This is a genomic window from Klebsiella sp. YJ (assembly GCF_002108615.1).
Taxonomy (GTDB): domain Bacteria; phylum Pseudomonadota; class Gammaproteobacteria; order Enterobacterales; family Enterobacteriaceae; genus Klebsiella; species Klebsiella planticola.
The window spans coordinates 1-20,904 of record NZ_MTEG01000001.1 but is presented as its reverse complement, the minus strand read 5'-3'; the positions used below and the strand labels follow the sequence as shown (position 1 = coordinate 20,904).

20 protein-coding genes are annotated in these 20,904 nt (G+C 58.9%); 9 read left to right on the top strand and 11 right to left on the bottom strand.

The genetic code is table 11. The features are described 5' to 3' along the window. The 3 genes from BV390_RS00105 to BV390_RS00095 are packed head-to-tail and all read left to right on the top strand — an operon-like array spanning window position 1 to window position 2,798. A complete protein-coding gene (locus BV390_RS00105) occupies window positions 1-855 on the top strand; it encodes an ABC transporter ATP-binding protein (RefSeq protein WP_085396340.1) in 855 nt (284 codons plus the stop codon). Beyond that, window positions 827-1,693 (top strand): ABC transporter permease, encoded by an 867-nt coding sequence (locus BV390_RS00100; RefSeq protein WP_032687059.1) that lies wholly within the window; start codon window positions 827-829, stop codon window positions 1,691-1,693. The genes BV390_RS00105 and BV390_RS00100 overlap by 29 nt, the downstream gene beginning before the upstream one ends. Before the next feature lie 28 nt (window positions 1,694-1,721). Next, complete coding sequence (locus BV390_RS00095) at window positions 1,722-2,798, top strand: iron-containing alcohol dehydrogenase family protein (RefSeq protein WP_085396480.1); 1,077 nt, start codon at window positions 1,722-1,724, stop codon at window positions 2,796-2,798. Between the two features lie 43 nt (window positions 2,799-2,841). On the opposite strand, the gene gap is transcribed toward BV390_RS00095, so the two are convergent. The 11 genes from gap to BV390_RS00040 all read right to left on the bottom strand — a co-directional run bounded on the left by gap (window position 2,842) and on the right by BV390_RS00040 (window position 14,150). After that, entirely contained in the window at window positions 2,842-3,852 is a 1,011-nt protein-coding gene (gene gap, locus BV390_RS00090; RefSeq protein ID WP_032695236.1) for a type I glyceraldehyde-3-phosphate dehydrogenase, read from the bottom strand. A 77-nt stretch (window positions 3,853-3,929) separates the two neighbouring features. Then, the gene (locus BV390_RS00085; protein ID WP_032695235.1) at window positions 3,930-4,910 is read right to left on the bottom strand and encodes a GlxA family transcriptional regulator; all 981 of its coding nucleotides are present in this window, start codon (window positions 4,908-4,910) and stop codon (window positions 3,930-3,932) included. A 175-nt stretch (window positions 4,911-5,085) separates the two neighbouring features. After that, a complete protein-coding gene (locus BV390_RS00080) occupies window positions 5,086-6,363 on the bottom strand; it encodes a hypothetical protein (RefSeq protein ID WP_032699464.1) in 1,278 nt (425 codons plus the stop codon). A 114-nt stretch (window positions 6,364-6,477) separates the two neighbouring features. Beyond that, complete coding sequence (locus tag BV390_RS00075) at window positions 6,478-7,884, bottom strand: FAD-binding oxidoreductase (protein WP_163920588.1); 1,407 nt, start codon at window positions 7,882-7,884, stop codon at window positions 6,478-6,480. A 26-nt stretch (window positions 7,885-7,910) separates the two neighbouring features. Further along, window positions 7,911-8,726 carry an ABC transporter permease gene (locus BV390_RS00070; RefSeq protein ID WP_032699424.1) on the bottom strand — a complete coding sequence of 272 codons (816 nt, stop codon included), beginning with the start codon at window positions 8,724-8,726 and terminating at the stop codon, window positions 7,911-7,913. 1 nt (window position 8,727) lies between these two features. Beyond that, complete coding sequence (locus BV390_RS00065; protein ID WP_032687064.1) at window positions 8,728-9,558, bottom strand: ABC transporter ATP-binding protein; 831 nt, start codon at window positions 9,556-9,558, stop codon at window positions 8,728-8,730. Further along, a complete protein-coding gene (locus BV390_RS00060) occupies window positions 9,555-10,538 on the bottom strand; it encodes an ABC transporter substrate-binding protein (RefSeq protein ID WP_032699425.1) in 984 nt (327 codons plus the stop codon). The genes BV390_RS00065 and BV390_RS00060 overlap by 4 nt, the downstream gene beginning before the upstream one ends. Before the next feature lie 11 nt (window positions 10,539-10,549). Continuing rightward, window positions 10,550-11,419: a creatininase family protein gene (locus tag BV390_RS00055; RefSeq protein WP_032695233.1), complete on the bottom strand. Its 870-nt coding sequence runs from the start codon at window positions 11,417-11,419 to the stop codon at window positions 10,550-10,552. Between the two features lie 22 nt (window positions 11,420-11,441). Beyond that, window positions 11,442-11,897, bottom strand: coding sequence for a RidA family protein (locus BV390_RS00050; protein WP_032687067.1), 456 nt, complete (start codon window positions 11,895-11,897; stop codon window positions 11,442-11,444). Further along, the gene (locus tag BV390_RS00045; RefSeq protein ID WP_032687068.1) at window positions 11,887-13,170 is read right to left on the bottom strand and encodes an amidohydrolase family protein; all 1,284 of its coding nucleotides are present in this window, start codon (window positions 13,168-13,170) and stop codon (window positions 11,887-11,889) included. Before BV390_RS00045 ends, BV390_RS00050 begins: the two co-directional genes overlap by 11 nt. Window positions 13,171-13,181: 11 nt before the next feature. After that, complete coding sequence (locus BV390_RS00040; RefSeq protein WP_032687069.1) at window positions 13,182-14,150, bottom strand: PDR/VanB family oxidoreductase; 969 nt, start codon at window positions 14,148-14,150, stop codon at window positions 13,182-13,184. A 208-nt stretch (window positions 14,151-14,358) separates the two neighbouring features. Here BV390_RS00040 and BV390_RS00030 point away from each other — a divergent pair, with 208 nt between their 5' ends. From BV390_RS00030 to BV390_RS00005, 6 genes are all read left to right on the top strand, one after another. Beyond that, a complete protein-coding gene (locus BV390_RS00030; protein ID WP_046852235.1) occupies window positions 14,359-15,258 on the top strand; it encodes a LysR family transcriptional regulator in 900 nt (299 codons plus the stop codon). A 302-nt stretch (window positions 15,259-15,560) separates the two neighbouring features. Beyond that, window positions 15,561-16,550, top strand: a complete 990-nt coding sequence (locus BV390_RS00025; protein WP_085396339.1) for an ABC transporter substrate-binding protein — start codon at window positions 15,561-15,563, stop codon at window positions 16,548-16,550. 11 nt (window positions 16,551-16,561) lie between these two features. Beyond that, on the top strand, window positions 16,562-17,980 hold the full coding sequence (locus tag BV390_RS00020) for an amidohydrolase family protein (RefSeq protein ID WP_064384288.1): 1,419 nt from the start codon (window positions 16,562-16,564) through the stop codon (window positions 17,978-17,980). Between the two features lie 21 nt (window positions 17,981-18,001). Beyond that, window positions 18,002-18,991 carry an isopenicillin N synthase family dioxygenase gene (locus tag BV390_RS00015; protein WP_085396338.1) on the top strand — a complete coding sequence of 330 codons (990 nt, stop codon included), beginning with the start codon at window positions 18,002-18,004 and terminating at the stop codon, window positions 18,989-18,991. A 355-nt stretch (window positions 18,992-19,346) separates the two neighbouring features. Continuing rightward, window positions 19,347-20,588 carry a sensor histidine kinase gene (locus tag BV390_RS00010; RefSeq protein WP_179275581.1) on the top strand — a complete coding sequence of 414 codons (1,242 nt, stop codon included), beginning with the start codon at window positions 19,347-19,349 and terminating at the stop codon, window positions 20,586-20,588. 2 nt (window positions 20,589-20,590) lie between these two features. Then, entirely contained in the window at window positions 20,591-20,800 is a 210-nt protein-coding gene (locus BV390_RS00005) for a response regulator transcription factor (protein WP_304442468.1), read from the top strand. Window positions 20,801-20,904 lie beyond the last annotated feature (104 nt).

Below are 20,904 nucleotides of genomic sequence, written 5' to 3'. Positions count from 1 at the left end.
ATGTCTGAACTATCCGTCGCATTACCCCCGCCTCTGCTGCGCGTTGAGGGCGTTAATTTGCAATACCGCACCCGCGAGCGGCTGGTGCAGGCCACCCATGACGTCAGCTTTGACGTCTGGCCGGGGGACCGGTTTGTCCTGCTCGGGCCGTCCGGCTGCGGAAAATCCAGTTTGCTGAAAGCCATTGGCGGATTCCTGCCCCCGGTCTCCGGGGCGATCCGCCTGGCGGGAGAAACGGTTAATCGCCCTGGCCCCGACCGGATGATGGTTTTTCAGGAGTTTGACCAGCTACCGCCGTGGAAAACGGTGGCGGAAAATATCGCCTTCCCGCTGATCGCCAGCCGCCGGGCGGGACGAGCCGAGGCGATGGAGCGCGCGGAGTACTTCCTGCATAAGGTGGGGCTCGGCGCGTTTCGCCATGCCTACCCTAATACGCTCTCCGGCGGGATGAAGCAGCGGGTCGCCATTGCGCGCGCGCTGGCGCTGCATCCCCAGGTCCTGCTGATGGACGAGCCCTTTGCCGCCCTCGATGCGCTGACCCGGCGCAAAATGCAGGAGGAGCTGCTTAGCCTGTGGGAAGAGGTGCGGTTTACGCTGCTGTTTGTCACCCATTCCATCGAAGAGGCGCTGATCGTCGGCAGCCGGGTGCTGCTGCTGTCGCCGCATCCCGGGCGGGTGAAGGCCGAGCTGAACTGTCATCAGTACACGCTGGCGGATGCCGGTGGGGAAGGGTTCCAGGCCGATGTCGCGCGGATCCACGACCTGTTATTTCCGCCGTCGGCATTACCCGAGGGCGGCGTAAAGGATAATCACTCAGGGAGTCCATATGAGCAACCTACCTCCTGTCCGGCCTGAATACCAGCGCGAGCTGCCGCCGCTGGAGAATTTCACGCTGGCCGAACCGCTGCCGCTGCTCGTGCGGCTGGGAAATCAGGCATGGCTGCGTAAATCCCTGCTGCTGCTGGTGCTGATCGCCGTATGGGAAGGGGCGGCGCGCTGGCAAAATAATGACCTGATGTTTCCCGGTTTCTGGCAAACCTTTACCGCTCTGCAGGAGGATATCGCGAGCGGCGAGCTGCCCCGCCGGGCGTGGCTATCGATCGGTTTGCTGCTGAAAGGCTATTTGTTGGGCACGTTTCTGGCGCTGCTCATCAGCGCGCTGGCTATCTCGACGCGCATTGGCCGGGATTTACTGAGCACCCTGACGGCGATGTTTAACCCGCTTCCCGCCATCGCGCTGCTGCCGCTGTCGCTGCTGTGGTTCGGCCTCGGCAACGCGAGCCTGGTGTTTGTTATCGTCCATTCGGTGGTCTGGCCCATGGCGCTGAATACCTGGTCCGGCTTTATGAGCGTGCCGGAGACGCTGAAAATGACCGGGCGTAACTATGGATTAAGCGGATGGCGATACGTGCTGTGGATCCTGATCCCCGCCGCGCTGCCGGCGCTGCTCTCGGGGCTGAAAATCGGCTGGGCCTTTGCCTGGCGGACGCTGATTGCGGCGGAGCTGGTGTTTGGCGCATCGAGCGGCAGCGGCGGGCTCGGGTGGTACATTTTCCAGAACCGCAATGAGATGTACACCGACCGGGTATTTGCCGGTCTGGTGATGGTCACCGCTATTGGCCTGTTGGTTGAGGGGCTGGTATTTGCGACCCTGGAAAGGCTGACGGTGAAACGCTGGGGTATGCAGAACTAGCGCCGGAACAAGAGGGAGAAGAATGCGCATGATAGCGATGAAAGTGCCGGAAAATTATTTGCAGCAGGCGGGGGTGCTCAACAAGGTGGGGGAATACGTTGCGCCGCTTGCCCGCCGGGTCTTGATTGTCGCCGGCGGCCATGCCCTTGGCGTGGCCGGAGACGCGCTAGGCCACAGCCTTCAGCGTGAAGGTATCGCTTTTGACGTCGCCCGTTTAACCGGGAAATGTACCCTCGAGACCGTGCAAAATCTGGCGCGCCAGACGCAGGAGAGCGGGGCGCAGGGCGTGGTTGGCCTTGGCGGCGGTGCCGTGATGGATACGGCAAAAGGGGTGGGAGAGCTGGCCGGGCAACTGCCGGTGATTCAGGTGCCCACGGTGGCGGCAACCTGCGCCGCATGGTCGCCATTCAGCGTGCTTTACAACCGTCAGGGTGGGCATAGCGGCAGCCTGCCGCTGCGGCGGTTTCCCGCCTGGATCCTCGTGGATAGTGAGGTCATCGCCGCCGCGCCGGTGCGTTTTTTAAAAGCCGGGATCGTTGATGCGCTGGCGAAATGGTTTGAATTCAGTCCCTATCAGTCGCCAGACGGCGACGCGCCCGGCCTGACGCTGCAGCTCAAGTTTTCAGCGATGGCGCTGGAGGTTTTTGAGTCGTCTGCCATGCAGGCGCTGGAGGATAATCGCCGTCAGCGGGTGACCCGGGCGTTAGTGCAGACCATCGATGCGGTGATTGCCTTCGCCGGGCTGGCCAACAGCGTCCGCGATGAGAGCCAGCGGATTGGCGTGGCCCACGCGATTCACAACAGCATGACCCATCAACAGGCGTTTCATCACTGGCTGCATGGCGAAAAGGTGGGCTATGGGCTGGCCGTACAGGCGATACTGCAACACCGTGACCCGGTCGACCGCGAGCCGCTGCTGGGCTGGCTGCGGCGGATGGAGGTGCCGCTGACGCCTGCCGAATGGGGAAGCGGCGATCCGCGCCCCCTGCTGGCAGGCATTGCGGCAGGGGTGAAGATTAAACCGGAGGCGCGTGAACATCTGCCCTTCCCGGTAGATAGCGCCAGCCTGCAGCAGGCGCTGCTGGCGACCCTCAACCGGCAGTAGACGGTGAACGCCCGCGCTCGTCGGGCGTTCATCCCCGGCAGGGTTAGCGCTCGCGCCGGGCCATAAACTGCGCCAAATCGACCAGACGGTTGGAGAAGCCCCACTCGTTGTCATACCATGCGAGGATCTTGACCATATTCCCGCCAATCACCAGCGTCGACAGGCCATCGATAATGGAAGAACGCGGGTCGCCCTGATAGTCGCTGGAGACCAGCGGCTCGTCGCTGTAGCCGAGAATGCCCTGCAGCGGGCCGGAAGCGGCGGCCTGGCGGAATGCCTCATTCACCTGTTCTGCCGTCACCTCGCGCTCCAGCGTGACGGTAAGGTCGACAATCGACACCACCGGAACCGGCACGCGCAGAGAGTAGCCGGTCAGGCGGCCATCCAGTTCAGGGATCACTTTGCCCAGCGCTTTGGCGGCGCCGCTGGAGTAGGGGACGATGGATAACGCTGCCGCGCGGGCGCCACGGAGATCTTTTTCCGGCTGGTCATGTAGCGCCTGGCTGTTGGTGTAGGCGTGGGTGGTGTTCATCAGGCCATGCTTGATCCCGAAATGCTGATGCAGAACCTGAGCTGCCGGGGCAAGGCCGTTGGTGGTGCAGCTGCCGTTGCTGACGACCGAATGCTGCTGCGGATCGTACAGCTCGTGGTTAACCCCCATCACAATGGTTAAATCGTCATTCTTGCCGGGCGCCGAGATGATCACCCGCTTCGCGCCGCCGCTGTGAATGTGGACCGCCGCTTTTTCACGTTCGGTAAAGAACCCGGTGGCTTCGATGACGATGTCTACCCCCGCATCTCGCCACGGAATACGCGCCGGGTCGCGTTCGCTGTAGACGATGACGGGTTGACCATCGACGCTAAGCGCTCCATCGGCTGCCTCCACGGCTACCGGCAGGGTGCCCAGCAGCGAGTCATATTTCAACAGGTGGGCCAGCGTTTTGCTGTCCGTCAGATCGTTGATTGCCACAATCTGAATATCCGGATTGCCCAGCGCCGCGCGCAGGACGTTACGCCCGATTCTGCCGAAACCATTAATACCGACCTTAACCATGATCCACTCCTTATTTGTTGTCTCTGGTTTACTGTAGGTTGTCGGCATTTCGGCGTAAATGACGAATAACGATCACTTTACGCCATTTTTCGGCAGTGAAAACGCTGCCGGTATTCGCCCGGCGTCAGGTGCAGCTGTTTTTCAAAGATGCGGCGCAGGTTAATGGCGCTGCCAAGACCGGATTGTTCGGCGACTCTTTCCAGCGTGTCGCTCGTTTGCTCCAGCAGCTGTCTGGCGGCGGCCAGGCGCGCTTCGGCAACGTAGCGCGCCGGAGAGACTCCGGTTTCACGGGTAAACACGCGGGTAAAATTGCGCGGACTCATCGCGACCTTTTCCGCCAGCGCTTCGACACAGAGATCGGCGGTGATATTGGCGAGGATCCACTTCAGCAGCTCGCTTATCGGACCTGAACTGTTGATTTGGTCGAGGTTGTAGCGGCTAAACTGCAGCTGACCGCCGGGGCGACGGAGGTACATCACCATATCCTGGGCGATATCGCGGGCGAGGGTGAAGCCGTAATCGTCTTCCACCAGCGCCAGCGTCAGGTCGAAACCGGAGCTGACGCCGCCGGAGGTCCAGATCGGACCGTCCTGAATATACAGCGGCCCACCTTCTACCCGTACCTCCGGGAAAGCCGACTGCAGGGTGTCCAGCAGCTTCCAGTGGGTGGTGGCCCGCCGGCCGTTCAGCAGCCCGCTTTGCGCCAGCAGCATCGCGCCGCCGCATACGGAGGCGATGCGTCGGGCGTGGGGCGCGGCGAGGCGCAGCCAGTCGACCACGGCGATGCCTTCCTGCTCGTTTTGCCCTCTGCCGGTGATGATGATGGTATCGAGCGGCTCGCGCGGATCCACTTCGTGAAGACGATGGTCGGCAAGCAGGTTCAGCCCGGACTGACCGTGGATCACCTGGTGGGGCTGGGTGGTGGCGAGGGCAACGCGGTAGCGCGGGCGCTCAGCCCCCTCCGCGTGCAGTCTGTTGGCCTGCATCAGAATGTCGGCAATACCGGCGGATTCAAAGAGCATGCCGCCATCGGGGACGATAATCAGTATTTTCTTCATGTCCTGAAAAGTAAACCTTTGACAAAATAAGTCAACAGGGAGGGGGGTGGTTTGCGGGAGGACGATGGCAGGCTGCGGCTCTGGAGGTGGGACAGGGCATCAATGCGATCATCGCACATTGATGCCCGGGCGCTAACCCCGCAGGCGCGCGGGGCGGGCGTCGGCCGTGAGGCAGTTAAAAGTCATACTGTAGGGCCAGACGGTTTTGCCAGAAATTTTTATCCGAGGTGGAGTTGGTCTGTACGCCGGCAAAGTCCGTCAGGCTCAGCCCGTTCAGCACTCCCCCGAAACGGTAGGTGCCGTAGATCAGGTATTCAGACTGGTGGCTGCTGGAGGCGCCCGCCGCGGGGGTTAAATCCATAAACGAGTAGCGGCTGCCGAGGGAAACCTGCTCCGTGGCGGCCCAGTTCAGGTCGGTGGAGTAGGCGTTGCCGCTGCCGAGGTCCTGGGTACTGGTAAAGAAGGGCTGCGCGAAGTAGGGGCCGGAAGAGGTATTGTGCGCGTACGGCGTCACCAGGGCGCCGTTGCCGTAAGCGTTACCGTTGGCGGCGATGTGGTTATAATTCAGCGTCCACGCCAGAGACGGAGCCAGCTTCATGCTGAGCTGCGCGCCATAGCTGGTGCTGTTCACCTCGCCGGCCAGCGCTTTGCCTTCGCTCAGGCCGCGAATGAACTGGAGGCCGATTTTGGGCGCAGCGGCATATTCGTTCCACGAGAGGAAGCTGTCGGCGTAGACAATCCGCGTATAGTCGTCATAGTTTTCGTACCACATCTGGGCGTTAACTTTGCGATCGCCGAACGATATGGATCGCCCGCCGCCGACGCCCCACATCCCGTTGGTGCTCTGCTCGATGTCGGTATACGCGGTGGTATCCAGAAACCGATCGTCGCCCCAGGGTTTATAGCGGGTGATTTTCGTGGCGTGCAGGAAATTGTCGCTATCGCCATAGCTGGCATCAATCGCCCGGAAAAGTATCGGCGTAATGCGCCAGTCATAGTCGCCGATAAAAGGAATATTAATCCGCTGGTCGCCGGCGGTGATGCGGAACTGGTCATAATGCCAGCTGAGCCAGGCTTCGCCGACGCCGGTTTGATTGGGGCCAAGTTCGTTAACCAGATGGTCATCGTTATGGGAAATTCCGCGCTGCAGAATGCCGCTGACGCCGAGGCTGACGCCATAATATTCCGCCGTAGCATATTTGACGCTGCCGCCGTAGCTGACCGTATCCTGCGACAGGCCCGAAACAAAATAGGCATTATGGGTTGAATAATATAATGTGCGCAGGCTGCCGCTGACGCTCCCGCAGGTAAAGAATTCGCTGAGTGAACCGGCGATGCCGGATTCACAGTCGTGGGTTAATGGAATAGCGGCGTGGCTGGCATCGATAAATATCCCCTGGGAAATAAGCAAGGCGCCCAGCGTCGCTCCGCGATATATGTTTTTGCGTTTCATTGACATCACCCTGTTAAATATCACTGCAATTTCGGAAAGAAAAATACCGGCCATGAATATGGCGGATGATCACCTTGTGCTTTTATTCTGTAGGGTTGGTAAATGGTCTGGATTTTATTTATCGGTTAACAACAACGGGTTGTTGTCTAAAACTAACTGGTCGCGCAGCGCCCAGCCGCGCAGTTTGCCTGGGTTAAGTAAACCATCCGGGTCGATATATTTTTTAACGGCCACGACATCCGGGCGAATAATTCCCTGCTTGCCGTCTTCAACCTGCAAAACATGCGGGTTATTAATCTTGATGTCGTTATCGCGGAATATCTGCATAATTTCATTGAGTCGCTCTTCTGTCGAATAGCGCACCAGCTGCAGGCCGCTGGCGGTAATATTGCCATCATTATCGCGGAGAAATTCAATATGCGACATGACCTCCCCGGCGAACCGCTGCTCCATCTGCAAAATTTGCTCCGCGAAGCGCTGATAATTAAACGCGGTTTGTAAATAGGTCAGCGTATTGTCGATTTTCAGCGCATGCAGCGTGGTGTGGTTCCAGCAATATTCCATTAATGAGGTATGGCTCTCCCGGGCCTCATCGCCGCTCTGGCGGATGGCATTTTCTCCCTGATGCTTCAGCACCAGACCGTGACAGAGACCTTCGCTCTCCTCGGCGATAACGCTGATGACCGCGTGCTGCCCGGCCCGATAGTGGCCGTTAAGGTGGCTAAAATAGTCGGGGATCGGCGCGGCAAGCAGTGCCAGCTGGCGTTTGACGAAGCCGGGCGAGCGGAGGCACTCGTTGGCGTAATTCAGGGCGTCGGCGAAGTCGTCAAACACATCCAGGCGTTCAATCCAGCGGTGCACGGGAGCCAGCGCCAGTTCGACTTCAAGGATGATGCCGTTGCTGCCGTAGGCGTGATGCAGCAGCAGCGCCTGCGGTGCCGGAATGGTCAACACGCGGGGCGAGGCCTCCACGGTCATCACTTTGACGCTGAGCACATTGCCGGGCGCCGCCAGGGGACCGTAGTTAATGGAACCGATGCCGCCAAAACCGCCGCAGTAGAGGCCGCCTAAGCTGGCCAGACGGAAGGTCGACGGCATGCAACGCAGCTCCCATCCCGTCGGACGGGTGGCGTCTTCAATCTCCGCCAGGCGAATGCCGGCCTGGGCGCGCACCGTGCCGTTTTTGAGTTCGCAGATCCGCTTCAGGGCGGTCATATCGACCAGCACTCCGCCCTCGAGGGGCACCAGCTGGCCATAATTGCCGGTGGCGCTGCCGCGCAGGGTAAGCGGCAGCTGCTGCTGCACGCAGGCGGCAACCAGCTGCCGTAGCTCTTCTTCGTCCCGCGGACGGACCACCGCGTCCGCCTGTTTTCCCTCCAGCTGCTGGTTGAGCACCGGGCTGAACCAGTGAAAATCGCGGGAAAGACGTTTGATCTTCGCCGGCTGTAAGGTCCACTCCAGCTCCGGCAATGCCTGCTGGATCAGCGCGACCGCCTGTTGACGTTGCTCACGAGTCATCATTTTTCTACCTGTTAATCATCAATACGTTAGTGAGATTGCACCGCTTCGCTTTCATGCCATGCGCTGAGCGCCCGCTGCGACACCCAGGACATCACCCCAAACAGCGCGATACCGGCGAGGGAAATTAACAGCAGAGCGGCAAACATCAGCGGGATGTCCAGCTGGTAACCCGCCTGCAGGATCTGATAGGCGAGGCCGGTATTGGTGCCGCCGGTACCGGCGACAAACTCCGCCACCACGGCGCCGATCAGCGACAGACCGCTGGAAATACGCAGGGCGCCGAAGAAATAGGGCAGCGCGGAGGGAATGCGCAGTCGTACCAGGGTTTGCAAACGGCTGGCGTGGTTGAGCCTGAAATAGCTCAGCAGGCCGGGCGATACGCTACGCAATCCCTGGGTGGTATTAGAGATAATCGGGAAGACCGCCATCAGGGTTGAGCACACCACCAGTGAGAGGGTGGCGTCTTTTACCCAGATAATGATCAGCGGCGCGATGGCGACAATTGGCGTCACCTGCAGGAAGACGATGTAGGGAAACAGCGCGGTTTCCACAAAACGGTTCTGCACCAGGATAAACGCAATGGCGGTGCCGATGACGATCGACAGGAGAAATGAGATCAGGGTGATCTTCAGCGTGAACAGCAATGACAGCAGCAGCGGCGTCAGATGCGTCCACAGGCTTTCCACCATCACGAGGGGGGAAGGCACCAGAAATTGCGGGATGCGGAAATAGCTGACCGCCCCCTGCCACAGCAAAATCACCAGCACCGCGACGAGGGTTGGATAGAGAATTTTGAGAAAACGGGGATGATTAATCCACGGTGTCGATTTAGCGGCTTTCATATTAGGACTCCATACCGGATTGGCTTGCCTGTAAGAGACTGTCCTGCAGCTGTCGGGCATAGTGGGAAAATGCCGGGCTGACGCGGAACTCTTCACTGCGTGGGAACGGCTCTCTGATGGCGATATCTTCGACCACCCGGCCCGGGCGGGCCGCCATCATAATCACCCGCTGAGAGAGGAACACCGCTTCATGGATCGAATGGGTGACGAACACCACCGTCAGGTTCTGCTCCTGCCAGAGACGCAGGAGATCGCTATCGAGCTTATTACGCGTAATTTCATCCAACGCGCCGAAGGGCTCATCCATCAGCAGCAGTTTGGGCCGCGTCACCAGGCCACGGGCGATGGAGACGCGCATCTGCATGCCGCCGGATAGCTCGCGCGGCAGGACGTTGGCGAACTTGCCCAGCCCCACCAGTTCCAGGGCTTCGCTCACCCGGGTGTTGGCTTCCGCCCGCGGAACGCCGGCCAGATCCAGAGGCAGCCGGACGTTGCTGTGGACGCTGCTCCAGGGCATCAACGTAGCTTCCTGGAAAACGAAAGAGAGGGGGACCTGGGCTTTTTCCCGGCTATCGCGACGCCACAGCATCAGCTTGCCGTCGCTGGGCTCCACCAGACCGGCGACCATTTTCAACAGGGTGCTCTTACCGCAGCCGGAGGGGCCGAGCAGAGTAACAAACTCCCCCTGATTGATGGTCAGATTGACGGGCAGCAGCGCCCGGGTGCCGTTGCTGTAAATCTTCTCTGCCGAGAGCACTTCGATGGCCGGCGTCGCGGGCGCCTGAGCGAAGCGGCTGTCGCTCATGACGGTAAGTTTAGGAGCGGTATTCATGGCATGACTCCGGCATCTTTGACCATATCCAGGGTATAGGTCTGCTCAAAAGGCACTTTGCTGGCATCGATCAGCTTGTTTTTCACCAGCATGTCCCAGGTTTTCTTCAGCCGCGGCCGGGTGATGATACCGATGCCGTCGGTGATGGCGTCGCCGCCGGTGACCAGCTGATATTTCTTCATCTGGGCAATACCGAAGGCGATCTGCTCGGCCCCCATTTGCGGATTCGCTTTGCTAATCAGCGCATTCCCGGCGCCGGGATCCTGAAGATAGCTTTTCCAGCCCTCCATCGAGGCTTTGACGAACGCCGCCACGGCCGCCGGACGTTTCTTGATGGTGTCGGTCATACAGATAATAGAGTTGCCGTAGGGAGGGTAGCCCCAGTCGCTGAGCGGATAGACGTAGAACGGCTGCCCCCCTTTGGCGACGGAGAACGGTTCGGAGGTCACGTAGCCCTGCTGTACCAGATTTTTGTCCGCCAGGAACGGCTGGACGTTGAAGGTATAGGGACGCACTTTGGTGCTGCCCAGCCCCAGCTCGCTCTTCGCCCACGGCCAGAAAGAGGTATAGGCTTCGGTGGCGAGCAGGAAGGTTTTATCTTTTAATTGTGCCGGGTTATCGACCTTATCATGGGTGATAAATACCGTTGGCGAGTGCTGAAAAACGGTGGCGACGGTGACGGCGTGCACGCCCGCCTGCCAGGTTTCCAGCGCCTGGCCGTTGTCGCCGAGGGTACAATCCGCCTGACCCGCCGCCATCAGCTGCATGACGTTGATCTGCGGGCCGCCCATTTTAATGTCGACGTCGAGGCCGGCGTTTTTATACAGCCCTTTGGCCTGGGCCTGATAGAAGCCGCCGTGTTCCGCCTGGGCATACCAGTTGGTGAGGAAAGTAAATTTTTCCGCCGCGAGGCAGGATGCGGAGGTGGCGATGGTCGCAAGGGTCAGCATCGTGTAAGCCGGAGTACGCATATTTTTCATCAGAGTTCCTTTTACTCAGCAACGGAAGAGGAAGGGGTGGACTGCACAAAGCCGTTCCAGTGGTGTTTTCCCCAGCTTGGTTCGTGACGGACGACCCACTCCATGCGGTGGATTTCGCTAATCGCCTGCGCCCAGCTGACGGCCAGGGATTCGAGCAGCCCCTGGCCCTGCTCCAGAGTGGCGGGGGTCGGGTCGCCGATAACGCCGCTGGGGCCAAAGTCGTAAGAGGCCCAGGCCGCCGCGGGACGGCCTTTCGACAGGGTCGGGCAGGGGAACGGCGGCGGAAAGTTGGCGACGGCGCGCGCCATATGAACGCACTCCGGCGCAAGGGCCAGCATCAACGCCGTTTCGCTATGGCCCGCGTGCATCGCCATTTTCTGTTCCTGAGGGCTGAGAAACTGTTTTTCGCTGTTGGGGACGTTGAACACGTCGTGCGGGATGAGGATCATATCGCCGTGACGCAGGCGCATTTCCCGGGAGGCCATCTGCAGGACCTGCGGCTGTCCGCCGTGACCGTTGATCATCAGCAGCTTGCGAAAGCCGGCCCGATACAGGGATTCGGCTATCTCGAGGAGAGTGTGCAGCAGCGTGTCGCCGCTCAGGGTCAGGGTGCCGGGAAAATGCAGATGCTCGTCGGACTTACCGTAGGTGATCGGCGGGATGGCGTAGGCCGGGATATCCGCCGGCAGCCGGGCGAGGGCATGGCCCGCGACGCCGGAAGAGATCACGCTGTCCACGGAACAGGGCAGATGCGGACCGTGTTGCTCAATCGCGCCGGTGGGGAGCACGATAACCGTATTGCTTTTGTCCGGCAGGTCGGCAATCGCCGTCCAGCTCAGAAAAGGGAGAAAGCGCTCTGCAGGAATATAACCGTTGATCATCGCTGTGCCTCTGGGTCGAGAATTATTGGGGTAACCAGACCGTCGCTTCAACTTCAATAAGCACCGTGGCGTCGGGCAGCATTTCGCTGACCTGCACCACAGTCGAAACCGGCGGTTGGCCGGGGTAAAACAGCTTCCTTACCCGGCTGTAATAGGGAAAATGGTCAAGATTGCGAAAGTACTGCACCAGTTTGATGACGTCGCTCATCTGCCCACCCGCGGATTCCACGGTCCGGCGGATGCTTTCCAGCACGTACCAGCTCTGGGCCAGGATCGGCCCCTGTTTCGCATCCGTCGAAAACTCGCCCGTTTCCCCCAGCAGCTCCCGCACCTCCTCCGGCACATCCTGAAAGCCGTTGACGATGGTGCCGTTCAGCGGGTTGACCGGGATAATGCCGGAAAGAAAAATAAAATCGCCGGCTCTGCGCCAGGCGGCATACCGCGCCAGCGGAGCGCCCGCGCCTGCTTCAAGACTCATACGTCATCTCCTGTTGCCACACCCGCTGGTGGGTTAACCGGCCGCGGTTAACCACCAGACGAGCTGCGCTGTTTAAAGGCCAGGTAAACCTGTCGCTACCCGGGAAAATCACCAGCGTGGCCGCGTTGCCGACGGCGAAAGGCGTAGCCTCCTCCGGCGCAGCGGTTAACGCCGCCCGGTCGCAAATCAGCCGCGACTGCCGGTCGAAAACGTCGCTGAGCTGGGCGCTGAACAGGCCGCAGGCCAGGGTATCCAGCGGGTCATAGCTCCCCGCCGGGCAGAAAGCGTCCTGCACATTGTCGCAGCCGAGCAGGGTGGCAACGCCGGCAGAGCGGGCCTCCTGAAGCAGCGTGATCCCCCGCTGGCGCGGCGTGCGGCCAGTCACCGCATCCTGTAGCAGCAGGTTGGTCATCGGCAGGGCGATAAGGGTGACGGAGTGCGCCGCCAGCTGGCGCAGGATCTTCTCCGCCTGCTCCTCGCTGCCGCTGGCGAGGGCGCAGCCGTGGCTGCAGCAAATGTGTCCAGGAAAAGCATGGCGGGAGAGGGACTCCGCCAGCCAGGCCAGCCCCCGGGGATGGTCGTTGAGCTCCTCATCGATATGCAGATCCAGATCCAGCCGCCAGCGGGCCGCGCTGCGCAGCAGGTTTTCCATGGCCGCGGGATCCCAGTTGGAGGAGTGGACAAACCCGCCGAGTAAACAGCCCTCGCCGCCTTCGGCTACCGCCTGCGCAATGGCCTCCGCGGCGGCCGGGTCGGCAAACAGTCCCAGCGGCACCAGCGCCACCCGCTCCAGGCTGACGCCGGGATGCGCCAGGCGGGCGATCTCCCGCCAGGCGTCAGGCGCGTCGGCGGTGAACCAGTCAATATGGGTGCGCAAATGCGTGACGCCATTGGCCGCCGCCCGCGCCAGCGCGGCGGACGCGCGGCGCTGGAGATCCTGCGCGGTCCAGTGCCGGCGATCCTCATGCATGGCGCGAATGGCGGCCAGCAGACCGGGTTCCGACGGACGGCAGCGTTCAAGGGTATAGGTCTTATCCAGATGGGCGTGGGGTTCGACAAGGCCGGGCAGCGCCAGCGCTCCGCCGAGATCCCATAAGCCGTGATTCGGTTGGCCGGAGGGCGCTATCGTCGCGATTCGCCCGTCGGCAAAGGTCAGGTCCGCGCTCAGCGGCGTACCGTTATGCTGCGTCGGCCAATCCGCAGGCAGCGCCCATGCCGGAAGGCGGGCGTTGCTGACGCCAGCAAGCGGCATGTGGGGGGAGGGAATGTGCATCGTCGCTCTCCTCACAGGTCGAGAACCAGAACCGGCGTTTTCGCCCGCGAACAGCACAGGGTAATCTGACTATTGCTGGCTTTTTCTTCCGCCGTCAGGACGCAGTCCCGGTGTTCAGGAATGCCGTCGATAACGTCGGTAATGCAGGAGCCGCAGATCCCCTGTTCGCAGGAGAGCATAACCTCGACTCTGGCGTGCAATAATACCTCGGCGATGGTTTGTTCCGGCGCAACCTGCAGGCGCTGGCCGCTTGATGCCAGCTCAATATAAAAACTGTTATTCTCCGCTTCATTATTCCGCTCGACCGGAGTAAAGCGCTCAAAAAAGAATTGCGCGGCCTGCCAGCCATATATTGGCATCGTATCCTGTAGCCGCTGAATAAAGCCGTCCGGGCCGCAGGCAATCACCGCAGTATCGATTTCCGCCGCGGTTAAACAGGCGGGGATCTCCCGGCGCAAAGAGTCGCCCTCGTCGCTGCAATGGATAACGACATTTCCCGCCGCAGAGAGCTGCTCCAGCCGCGCGGCAAAGGCCACGTGCCGCGCGGTGGCGACATAATAATGAATTTCAAAATCAAGCTGTTGCCGTGCTATCTCTTCCGCCATTGCCAGCAGCGGGGTCATGCCGATACCGCCGGCCAGCAGCAGGTAGCGCCTGGCCGCCGGCAGCGGAAAATGGTTGCGCGGGCGGGAGATGGAGAGTCGGTCGCCGGGTTTAAGCTCATGGTGCAGATAGCGGGAGCCGCCGGAGGAAACCGCGCCCAGCTTGACGCAAATTTCATAACTTTGCCGCTGGTCAGGCATCCCGCAGAGGGAATACTGCCGTGGGCCGATGCCGGGAATCATAATATCGATATGGGCACCCGCAGAATAGCCGGGGAATATTTTTCCGTCTTCGGGAATGAATTTTAATGACAGATTACCCAGCCCGTTTGGGCTTATTTCCTTGACCGATACAGGAATCAGATCGCCGTCTTTCATTAACCTTTGCCCTCCCATATTAAGCTGTCAGCAGGGCGGCCTGAGTCAGCGAAGGGAGAAAACGCCCTGCGCCGTAGGCTGTCCGGTATGCGAGTTAATTGGTGAAACGATTGTTTCTCCGCTATGAATGCTACGGTATTGTGATAAAACTGTTGCGTCCAGAGCTTTGATTCGCACAACCCGTTGCAAAAAAGAGAGCACCCAGACCATGTTTGCATTCTCCCGTTTTCTGCTGTATTTCACCGAAGTGGCCCGCCAGGGGTCGTTTCGTAAAGCGTCAGAGTCGCTGCACGTCTCGGCGTCTTCCATCGATCGTCAGATTTTGCGCGTCGAAAATGAGCTGGCGATGCCGCTATTCGAGCGCCATCCTACGGGGCTGCGCCTGACGGCCGCCGGGGAGCTGCTGCTGCATGCGGCAAATAACTGGAAAAAGGACTTTACCCGGGTGTGCGAGCAGCTGGATGACCTGCGCGGGCTGCGGCGCGGGCATGTGCGCATCGCCACTATCGATGCCATTAACCGGCATTTCTTTTCGGCGATGCTGAAGGAGGTGCATAACCATTATCCCAACATTTCTTTTACATTAACCACCATGAACAATATCAACATCCAGCAGGCGCTGATCTCGGGCGAGGCGGATTTTGGTATCATGCTCAACCCCCAAAGTTCCCGTGAACTGCAGGTCCGGGCCTTTGCCGAAATGAATCTCGGGATCGTGGTGCCTAAGGGCCACCCGCTGGAAAGCCGTAGCGCCGTGCGGTTTAATCAGTGCATCGAGTACCCGTTTATCATTCCTTCCGCGCCGCTGATGATCGGCGAGCCGGTGGAGGCGCTGGTGAATATCAGCGGCAATGAGGTTAGGGAAGTGGCTGTTTCTAATAACATTCACATGATAAGAACCCTGATCAAAGAGCAGATGGGCATCGGTATTTTGTGTCGCCTGGATATTCTGGATGAGATTCAGTCCGGTCAGCTGGCGTTTATTCCGTTGACCGATCCGCAGCTTAAACCCTTCACCCTGGCGCTGTGCGTCTCCCCCGCCCGGCAGCTGTCGCTTGCCGCCTCCATGATGCTCAAGCAGCTGGAAATCCTCTTCAGCCAGATTTGACCCGCAGGCACTAAAACATTCCACGAGCGCACCATTATGGTGCGTTTTGTGTGTTAGTGAATCAAAGGTTGCATGAGAGGGCGTCGCCGACGACGCGCGATTCTGGCGGGGCGCCGGGGATGAGGTATGCCGATCGCCCCTGGCACAGTTTTTGTATAACTGAACATGAGTATAAGCGGTCAGTGCGGTTTATCCGTACGGGACATTGCTCAGTAACCATTTCGCGGTTCAATGTTGACCGGGGTGGGAGGCTGAGCCGTTGTCCGCTCGTCCTCTTTCCCGGCGTTATGAGGAGAGGGGCAATGAAAATACGTTCACGCATTCCCTGGGGCTACCGTGTGCTGGGCCTGGTTGCCCTGAGCGGTCTGTCTCTGGCCGTTCAGGCCGAGGATAAAATTGTTCTGCTGACCTCCTGGTACGCCCAGGCGGAGCAGGGCGGCTATTATCAGGCCCAGGCAACGGGGATCTACAAAAAATATGGTCTGGACGTCGACATTCGCTCCGGCGGCCCCCAGGTTAACGGCATGCAGCTGCTGCTATCAAAACGGGCTGACGTCATTATCGGCTACGATCTGCAGCTGCTGGAAGGCATTCAGCGGGGATTCCAGGCCAAAGCCATTGCCGCCCCCTTTCAGTATGATCCCCAGGGGCTGCTGACCCACGCCGATGTTAGCTCGCTGGAGGGGCTGAAAGGGAAAACCATTCTGGTCTCCAGCTCCGGCCAGGCGACGTGGTGGCCGTGGCTGAAGGGGCACTATCAACTGAATGATGCCCAGGCCCGACCCTACACCTTCAATATTCAACCTTTTGTCGCGGATAACAACGTCGCCCAGCAGGCCTACGTCAGCTCCGAGGTTTTCCAGGTGCAAAAGGCGGGGGTGAAAGCGAACTTCTTCCTGTTTTCCGAACACGGCTATCCCCCCTACGGCGGCATTATGATTGCCCGCCCGGAAACCATCGCCGATCGCAAAGCGGCGATGGCGAAGTTTGTCCGCGCGTCGATGGAAGGCTGGGTGAGCTACCTGAACAATCCGGCCCCGGGAAATGCGTTGATTAAAAAAGATAACCCCAAAATGACCGACGATCTGCTGGCCTGGGCCGTCACGCAAATCCGCCAGCATCACCTGATTGATGGCGGCGACGCCGCTACCGAGGGCTGGGGAACGATGACGGAAACGCGCTGGCGGAAGACCCGTGATTTTATGGTTAGCGCTAATCTGCTGGATGCCGCGACCGACTGGAAGCAGGCCTATACCACCGAGTTTGTGCAGGCTATGCAGGTTAAACCCTGAGGAGCGACGCCATGTCATTATTGATTAAAAACGCGCATGCCATCCTCAGCGGTCTCCCGGGGGACGCTGCGCGGCTGGCCGGGCCGGATATCCGTATCCGCGATGGCGTTATCGCCGCCATTGGTTCGCTGGCGGCGCTGCCGGAGGAGCGGCAGATCGATGCCCGGGACTGCGTGGTCTATCCGGCATGGGTGAATACGCATCACCATCTTTTTCAGTCGCTGTTAAAGGGGGAACCTCAGGGGCTGAATCAGAGCCTGACGGCATGGCTGAGCGCCACGCCATACCGTTTTCGCGCCGCGTTCGATGAGCACACTTTTCGTCTGGCGGTGCGCATCGGGCTGGTGGAGCTGCTGCGATCGGGCTGCGCTACCGTCGCGGATCACAACTATTTATACTGGCCCGATATGCCCTTCGATACCTCGGAGATTGTGTTTAGCGAGGGCGAGGCGCTGGGCATGCGCATTGTTCTGTGTCGCGGAGGCGCTACCCAGGGGCGGGCCGTTGAGCAGGATCTGCCGGTCGCGCTGCGTCCCGAAACCTTCGATGGTTATATGGCGGATATTGAACGGTTGGTCAAACGCTATCACCACCCTGGCGCCGGCTCCCTGCGGCGGGTGGTGATGGCGCCCACCACCGTGCTGCATTCGGCGCCGGGCGCCCAGCTGCGGGAGATGGCCAAACTGGCTCGTCACCTGGGCATTCGGCTGCACAGCCATCTGTCGGAAACCGTGGATTATCTGGATGCCGCGCGGGAGAAGTTTGCCATGACGCCGGTTCAGTTCTGCGCCGAGCATGACTGGCTGGGGAATGACGTGTGGTTTGCGCATCTGGTGAAGCTGCTGCCGGAAGAGATCGCGCTGCTTGGGCAAACCGGCACCGGCATCGCCCATTGCCCGCAAAGCAACGGGCGGCTGGGAAGCGGGATTGCCGATCTGCTGGCGCTGGAAAAGGCCGGGGTGCCGGTATCGCTGGGAGTGGACGGCGCCGCCTCCAATGAAGCGGCGGATATGCAAAGCGAGGCTCACGCCGCGTGGTTGCTGCAGCGGGCGCGTAAAGGCATGCAGGCGCAGCCGCGCTACGCCGGCGGCACCTTTGAGGGCGGCGCCGACGCCGCCACGGTCGAGGATGTGGTGCGCTGGGGAAGCGCAGGCGGCGCGCGCATCCTCGGCTTGCCGCAGTGCGGCGCTATCAGCGTCGGGATGCAGGCGGATTTAGCGATTTATCGCCTCGACGATCCGCGCTACTTCGGGCTGCACGATATCGCGATTGGCCCGGTGGCCTGCGGCGGTCGGGCCTCGCTGAAAGCGTTGCTGCTCAATGGGCGGCCGATCGTTGAGGAAGATGTGATTCCCGGTCTGGATCTTGAGGCCATGCGCCGCGACGCGCTGGCGGCGGTACGAACCCTACAACAGCGTGCGGCTGTTTAAACCCAATACAGGACAATCATAATGACGCAATCCATTCAGAATCAGGGCTATGCATTACAGGAACTGGAGAAAGAAGCGCTGATGGGCGCGCCGGGGGAAGAGACGTTTACCCGCGAAGTCCGCTGCATCGATCTCGCAAATTTTGAGGAAAGGAAAAGTGAGATTGCCGATCAGCTATGGGAGGCGGCAGTGGAGATTGGCTTCTTCCAGGTTAGCCACCACGGTATTCCGCTGGCGGATATCCGCCAGGCGTTCAGCATGACCGAGGCGTTTTTCGCCCTGCCCGATGAGGTGAAGGGGCAGTATCCGTTGGCCCGCAATGCCGGGTGGGAAAGCAAGGCGCAGGTCCGGCCGTCGACGAAGACGCCGGATCAAAAAGAGTCGTACCAGATCACCCGTCCGCTGATGGCGGGGCTATGGCCCAGCGACCAGCAGCTGCCGGCGTTCAAAAAGACGATGCTGGAGTTTGAATCGCGGTGCTGGCAACTGGGGATGAAGCTGCTGTCCTGCTTTGCCTTAAAGCTGGGGTTTGCGGAGTCGTTTTTTACCACCGCTCACGATCCGGATCGTGAAACCTACCAGAGCACATTGCGCATGCTGCACTACTACGCCAGCGACCAGGCGCAGCAGGGGATGTGGCGCGCCGGCGCCCATACGGATTTTGACTGTCTGACGCTGTTATTCCAGCGCCCGGGGCAGGGCGGGCTGCAGGTGTGTCCGGGTAAGGACCGCGAGAGCCAGCAGTGGACCAGCATTGAGCCGCGCGAGGAGGTGATCACCTGCAATATCGGCGATATGCTGATGCGCTGGAGCGACGACCAGCTACCCTCTAACTTCCACCGGGTGAGAAGCCCGCTTGCCCATGAGTATCAGGGACCGCGCTATAGCCTGGCATTTTTCTGTCAGGCCAATAAGGATGTCGAGATCCTCGGGCCGCAGGCGAAATACCCGCCGATTACCGCGGAGGCCTATCTGCAGCAGCGTATTCAGGCCAATTTTGGCAAAGGATAGACTTCCCTGACGGATCTTCCCGAGCGGTCATCCTGTAAAAGTCCACGCCACGGCGTGGGCTTTTACAGCCATCGATAACGGATATTGGCCAAAGAACAATTTCATAGCGCTGTTTAATTTAATCGTTTGAACAGGAGTCGGTTAGCGAGCACCTCTGTTTATTTGCCCTTGGTTATGCCCGGGTTATATTATCGCTCGCCAAGGAATGTTAATTAATATAATAAAAACAGAAGCAATATAATCACCACATTAACATTTCTCATACAACTCATTTTTTGTTTGTGAGCGGTTTCATTATTTTAAAACCCTAAATAGGGTATGGTTTAGCAGCATTTGACCTGACGTGGTGGATATCATGAAAAATAAATACAAATTACACGAATTTCTTGATGTTGACCGGTTGCAAACGCTGCAGGACAATTTTAGTCAATCGATGATGATTGCGCTGGTGGTGGTCGATCAGGACGGTATTCCGGTCACCCAGGCGAGCGGTTTTTCTGATTTTTGCGCCCGATCAAGAATGAATGCCACCCTTGCCCGCCACTGCTATGACAGCGATAGCGCCGGAGGACGGGCGGCAATGCTCGCCGGCGAGCCGGTGGTTTATCGCTGTTACTGTGGTTTTGTCGAATTTGCGGTACCCATTATGATTAATGGTCATTACCTCGGTGCGTTTATTTCGGGACAGGTCAAAGTCGAAGCGGAGAAAGAGCAAACGATTCCCTATATCCTCGACAATAATCATCTGTGGCAAGAAAATCCCTGGCTGATTAACCTGCATGAAAATACGCCGCGCATGCCCTACGACCGCTTTGAATCGACGGCCTACACGCTGCTGCACGTTGCCTCATATCTGGTCGAGCAGGCCCATGCCAACAACATCCAGCGTGAGCTGCGGCAAAAAGAGCAGGAGCTCACCGGCGAACTGCGTAAACGCGTGGAGATCGAACGTTCATTACATGAGGCCGAGTTTAAGGCGCTTTCTTACCAGATTAACCCCCACTTTTTGTTTAACGTGCTGAATACGATCGGTCGGCTGGCGTTTCTCGAAGATGCCAGCCGTACGGAAACGATGGTGCATGACTTTTCCGATATGATGCGTTATTTATTGCGCAAAAATAACAATGGTCTGATTACCCTTGGCCGCGAAATGAATTATGTCAATTGCTATATGGCCATTCAAAAAGTCAGAATGAATGAGCGTTTTGACTATGTTTGCGATATTCCTGAAAAATATAATGAAACGGTTTGTCCTTTTTTAATTCTTCAGCCGCTGGTGGAGAACTTTTTTAATTATGTTGTCGAGCCGCGTGAAACCAAAAGTCACATAATTCTGCGGGCTACCGATGATGGTAAAGATGTGATTATCGAGATAGCCGATAACGGAGATGGTATTTCACCCGAGGATATTGAACATATTCTCTCTGGCAACCAGAATCGACAGAAAGGCGGGATCGGCATTAATAATATCAACAATCGCCTGCAGCTGTTATTTGGTGAAAACTATGGTTTGCAGATCGCCAGTCCCCATAAGCCGATGCTCGGCACCACGGTAAAACTGCGGTTCCCGATGGCGCCCGCTGAGTCTGGAGTGTGAGAATGTATAACATTGTTATTGTCGAAGATGAGTATATTGAGTCGGAATCGCTCAAGCGGATTGTCTCTCGCTGCGTGGAGAACTCTGTCATTCATGAGGCGTCGACCGGGAAAAAGGCGATTCAGCTTATCGATGAACTTAATCAAATCGATATGATGCTGGTGGATATCAACATTCCGCTCCCCAATGGCAATCAGGTTATTGAGTATTGACCTGCTCCCCGTTGATTAGTACACCCCGATGTTAGTAATGTCTTCATAAGCCACATGAGGACATCCCCATGAAGAAGCGTTTTTCCGACGAACAGATCATCAGT

Coding starts and splice junctions, on each gene's coding strand:
- BV390_RS00105 (WP_085396340.1), top strand. CDS start 1: ATGTCTGAACTATCCGTCGCATTACCCCCGCCTCTGCTGCGCGTTGAG.
- BV390_RS00100 (WP_032687059.1), top strand. CDS start 827: ATGAGCAACCTACCTCCTGTCCGGCCTGAATACCAGCGCGAGCTGCCG.
- BV390_RS00095 (WP_085396480.1), top strand. CDS start 1,722: ATGATAGCGATGAAAGTGCCGGAAAATTATTTGCAGCAGGCGGGGGTG.
- gap (WP_032695236.1), bottom strand. CDS start 3,852: ATGGTTAAGGTCGGTATTAATGGTTTCGGCAGAATCGGGCGTAACGTC.
- BV390_RS00085 (WP_032695235.1), bottom strand. CDS start 4,910: ATGAAGAAAATACTGATTATCGTCCCCGATGGCGGCATGCTCTTTGAA.
- BV390_RS00080 (WP_032699464.1), bottom strand. CDS start 6,363: ATGAAACGCAAAAACATATATCGCGGAGCGACGCTGGGCGCCTTGCTT.
- BV390_RS00075 (WP_163920588.1), bottom strand. CDS start 7,884: ATGATGACTCGTGAGCAACGTCAACAGGCGGTCGCGCTGATCCAGCAG.
- BV390_RS00070 (WP_032699424.1), bottom strand. CDS start 8,726: ATGAAAGCCGCTAAATCGACACCGTGGATTAATCATCCCCGTTTTCTC.
- BV390_RS00065 (WP_032687064.1), bottom strand. CDS start 9,558: ATGAATACCGCTCCTAAACTTACCGTCATGAGCGACAGCCGCTTCGCT.
- BV390_RS00060 (WP_032699425.1), bottom strand. CDS start 10,538: ATGAAAAATATGCGTACTCCGGCTTACACGATGCTGACCCTTGCGACC.
- BV390_RS00055 (WP_032695233.1), bottom strand. CDS start 11,419: ATGATCAACGGTTATATTCCTGCAGAGCGCTTTCTCCCTTTTCTGAGC.
- BV390_RS00050 (WP_032687067.1), bottom strand. CDS start 11,897: ATGAGTCTTGAAGCAGGCGCGGGCGCTCCGCTGGCGCGGTATGCCGCC.
- BV390_RS00045 (WP_032687068.1), bottom strand. CDS start 13,170: ATGCACATTCCCTCCCCCCACATGCCGCTTGCTGGCGTCAGCAACGCC.
- BV390_RS00040 (WP_032687069.1), bottom strand. CDS start 14,150: ATGAAAGACGGCGATCTGATTCCTGTATCGGTCAAGGAAATAAGCCCA.
- BV390_RS00030 (WP_046852235.1), top strand. CDS start 14,359: ATGTTTGCATTCTCCCGTTTTCTGCTGTATTTCACCGAAGTGGCCCGC.
- BV390_RS00025 (WP_085396339.1), top strand. CDS start 15,561: ATGAAAATACGTTCACGCATTCCCTGGGGCTACCGTGTGCTGGGCCTG.
- BV390_RS00020 (WP_064384288.1), top strand. CDS start 16,562: ATGTCATTATTGATTAAAAACGCGCATGCCATCCTCAGCGGTCTCCCG.
- BV390_RS00015 (WP_085396338.1), top strand. CDS start 18,002: ATGACGCAATCCATTCAGAATCAGGGCTATGCATTACAGGAACTGGAG.
- BV390_RS00010 (WP_179275581.1), top strand. CDS start 19,347: ATGAAAAATAAATACAAATTACACGAATTTCTTGATGTTGACCGGTTG.
- BV390_RS00005 (WP_304442468.1), top strand. CDS start 20,591: ATGTATAACATTGTTATTGTCGAAGATGAGTATATTGAGTCGGAATCG.